General features: G+C 35.3%; 4 protein-coding genes and 1 pseudogene. All 5 read left to right on the top strand.

The features are described 5' to 3' along the window. Positions 1–78: 78 nt before the first annotated feature. Positions 79–300 (top strand): annotated as a pseudogene (locus K5Q34_RS02045) (topoisomerase DNA-binding C4 zinc finger domain-containing protein); the annotation flags it as partial. Between the two features lie 26 nt (positions 301–326). Next, positions 327–965: a Vat family streptogramin A O-acetyltransferase gene (locus K5Q34_RS02040; protein ID WP_024411463.1), complete on the top strand. Its 639-nt coding sequence runs from the start codon at positions 327–329 to the stop codon at positions 963–965. A 198-nt stretch (positions 966–1,163) separates the two neighbouring features. Further along, positions 1,164–1,658, top strand: a complete 495-nt coding sequence (locus tag K5Q34_RS02035) for a nucleotidyltransferase domain-containing protein (protein ID WP_024411462.1) — start codon at positions 1,164–1,166, stop codon at positions 1,656–1,658. Between the two features lie 365 nt (positions 1,659–2,023). Beyond that, complete coding sequence (locus tag K5Q34_RS02030) at positions 2,024–2,902, top strand: AraC family transcriptional regulator (RefSeq protein ID WP_024411461.1); 879 nt, start codon at positions 2,024–2,026, stop codon at positions 2,900–2,902. A gap of 705 nt (positions 2,903–3,607) precedes the next feature. After that, entirely contained in the window at positions 3,608–3,778 is a 171-nt protein-coding gene (locus tag K5Q34_RS02025) for a hypothetical protein (protein ID WP_002941306.1), read from the top strand. Positions 3,779–3,838: the final 60 nt, after the last annotated feature.

Below are 3,838 nucleotides of genomic sequence, written 5' to 3'. Positions count from 1 at the left end.
AAGCTAAAGAGGTCCCTAGCGCCTACGGGGAATTTGTATCGATAAGGGGTACAAATTCCCACTAAGCGCTCGGGACCCCTTGTAGGAAAATGTCCTAAGTGTGGCAACAATATTGTATTAAAAAAATCGTTTTATGGTTGTTCAAATTATCCTGAATGTAAGTTTACTTTAGCTGAACATTTTAGAAAGAAAAAACTAACCAAAACGAATGTAAAAGAATTACTGGAGGGAAAAGAAACCCTGGTAAAAGGAATCAAAACGAAAGATAGAAAGTCCTACAATGCCAAGGTAATGAAGTAATTAAAGATTAAAGGAGCTAATATTTTATGATAGGACCAGATAAGAAAAAACTTTATCCAAATGAAAATATAAAGACGGTTTGTTTTATAAGCAATCTACCTAAAAGACCCAATGTGGAGATTGGGGAATATACCTATTATAGCGATAATAAAAAAACACCGGAGAAATTTTATGATAATATAGAGCACCATTACGAATTTCTAGGGGATAAACTTATAATAGGAAAGTTCTGTGCAATTGCAGAGGGTGTTAAGTTTATTATGAATGGTGCAAATCATAGAATGGATGGAATTACAACCTATCCCTTTAATATCTTTGGCCATGGATGGGAAAAGGTGACTCCTACAATTGAACAACTTCCTTTTAAGGGAGATACAGTGATTGGCAATGATGTATGGATAGGTCAAAATGTTACCATTATGCCGGGTATTAAAATTGGTGATGGTGCGATTATTGCCGCTAATTCAACAGTAGTGAAAAGTGTTGAGCCATATACAATATATGGTGGGAATCCAGCTAAGTTTATCAAAAAACGCTTTAGTGACGAAAAGATTGAATTCTTGCTAAAGCTACAATGGTGGAACTGGAGCGAAGAGGAAATATTTAATAATCTTGAAATGTTAACATCCAAAGCAGGGTTAGAGCAATTCATGAAAAATTCCTAGACTTGGGGCCTTTCTACCACGGCACAAAAGGGAACTTAAATCTAGGGGGTGCTGGAATCTCGATTTAGCTCTAATTATTGCGAGCTAAAGAAGGCAAGCTTCATCTTTAGCTTTGATTGGAACAATAGACATTATATTATTAGGAGAAATAGCTTTGAGATTTATCACTTATAGATTTAATTTGAACGGAGGGATTACATGGTAAGTAAAACTGATGCCATTGAGATAATAACATATGCTGAAGAAAATGATATTAACATTTGGATAGATGGTGGTTGGGGAGTAGATGCTCTATTAGAAGAAGAAACAAGAGTACACAACGATATTGATTTATTTGTGGAAGAAAGTAATGGTAAAAAGTTTATTGAAATATTAAAAGAATATGGCTTTGCTGAAGTTATCGAAGCATATACCACCACATCTCATACGGTTTATAAGGATAGTAAAGGTAGGATAATTGATCTTCATATATTTAAATTCAACGAACAAGGATACATTGTTTTTGAGGGAGAAGCATATCCTCCAGAAGTCTTTAGCGGCATTGGGAAAATAGGCGATAAAACGGTAAGATGTATCGATGCTGAAAATCAAGTGTTATTTCATCTGGGCTATGAGCATGATGAAAATGATATGCATGATGTAAAACTATTGTGCGAGAGATTTAATATTCCTGTACCGAGTGAATACAAGTAACTGACAAATTCCGATTTAATTAGAATTTAGAGGAGGAAAAGATACGGCACGTTCTATTAAAGATTCCCTTTCTGGATTTGGAAGTGAACTGTTGGAACGAATAAGAGAAGATAGCAATGCAAGGCTAGATGAAGCTGACTTTGAAGAAAGAGTCATTGGGATTTATGCCTTAGCGAAGCAAAGGAATTTTTGCAGCAAGAAAGATACACTGAAGAAAAGTAAAGGATTCCTGTTGTAAACATCCCAAAGATAAATTTAGTTTAACGATACTAATTACATGTAAGGGAATCGACAATACTGTGCACAGATTGTCGGATGGATAAATGCATCCTCTGATAATATTGATGATGAAAGGAGGTTGTTTGATGGATTCTTTAAGAAGTATGAATAATGCATTGGAGTATATTGAAGAGCACTTAACAGAGGAAATTGATTATATTGAAGTATCTAAAATCGCATATTGTTCAGAGTATCATTTCAAGCGGATGTTTTCTTTTTTAGCAGGCATAAGTTTATCAGAATATATTCGGAGAAGAAGACTGACGTTGGCTGCACTTGATTTGAAAGATAGGGATTTGAGAATAATTGATGTAGCCGTCAAATATGGCTATAATTCGGCTGATTCATTTTCCCGTGCTTTTCATTCTCTGCATGGCATTCTCCCTTCTGAGGCAAGGAGTGAGAATACACAATTAAAAGCTTATCCTCGAATGACCTTTCAATTATCAATTAAAGGAGGATGCGAAATGAACTATCGTATTGTTGAGAAAGGACCTTTTAAGTTAGTAGGATTTAAGAAGAGAGTTCCAATTATTTTTGAAGGTGTCAATCCAGAGATTGCAAAAATGACTGAACTTTTAACCATGGATGTTATTAATCAATTAAAAGCAATTTCAAATGTAGAACCTACAGGTATTATTAGTGCTTCCACTAATTTTTCAGAAGGTAGAATGGAAGAGAAAGGAGAATTAGATCATTACATCGGGGTAGCAACATCAAGTAATGAAACTGCAGATTTTGATGTATTAAAAATTGATGCTAGTACCTGGGCTGTATTTGAATCGATTGGACCATTTCCGGAAACACTTCAAAATGTGTGGGGTAGGATATACTCAGAGTGGTTTCCATCTTCAGGATACGAGGCGGTTGAAGGTCCTGAAATTTTATGGAATGAGAGTCCAGACACTGGAAATCCAAAGTATCGAAGCGAAATCTGGATTCCAGTAAAGAAAAAAGACTATTGATTACATTAATGTTTATTATTGAGGGCGCTCCTAGTAAGAGTGCCCTTTTCGTAAACGGTACGATTGGTGGATATGTTCCCGTCTACCGATAGTGCCAAAAACGCAGTGGATATGTTTCCGAGAACGGACACACTTATATGACATTCATTCTGTCCTCTCGAGCCATATAGAAGTAGTCGGTTTGTTAGAAAAACGCATTTAGGTTGTCCAGCTTGCTTACCTGTTTTCTGGCAAGCTGCTTCAAAGGTCCACTGGACCTTTGAACTCCCAAATACGCATCACATCGAGTGTGTTGCTCTGCTTGTAAAAGCTTAGAAACCTTTGAACGAAAGGGATAATGAAAGCCTTGATTGCAAGGCTTTTTGCTTTATGGTGGGTAAGTATCAGAGTGAGAAAATTTTTGGAATGAGTAGAAGTGATAGCTAGAAATTATCAGTTTCTATTTCCATTTACCCTGTGGGTACGTGTTTGTTTCCATTGACAAGGAGTTTGTGGGAATAGAAATGTACCCACCTTGTTTGAATCAAGTGAAGTGTAGTTGAAGGAAATCTGTTGAAAGCAATACTTCATTTTACCGAATAAGTAATAATTTAGGCAACTTCAAATCGATTAAAAAAAACTATTTTAAAGGTTAAGAGTAGACAAAAATTGTCCACTCTTTTTTGTAAACTCAATTTATCAATAAATGAAATGAGGGAATGTAAAATGAAATATTTTGAGGTTGAGTTAGAAAATCCTGATGAATTTTTAAAACTACAAACAGAAGATTTTGTGAAAGCTAATCGCTTGCTACTAAGGAAGATAATCCAGAGCGTTACAGTCTATGAAGAACACTTCGTCATATCCTTTAAATCTGGCATCGAATTGGAAGTATGAGACTCATTCCATAACTTTTATATTGAACATATCATCTTGTTGTGTTATACTATAAATTGA

This window comes from Streptococcus sp. 2018110 (assembly GCF_019754115.1).
Classification (GTDB): Bacteria; Bacillota; Bacilli; order Lactobacillales; family Streptococcaceae; genus Streptococcus; species Streptococcus hashimotonensis.
The sequence above is the reverse complement of the archived record's forward strand: the minus strand, read 5'-3'. Positions and strand labels throughout refer to the sequence as shown.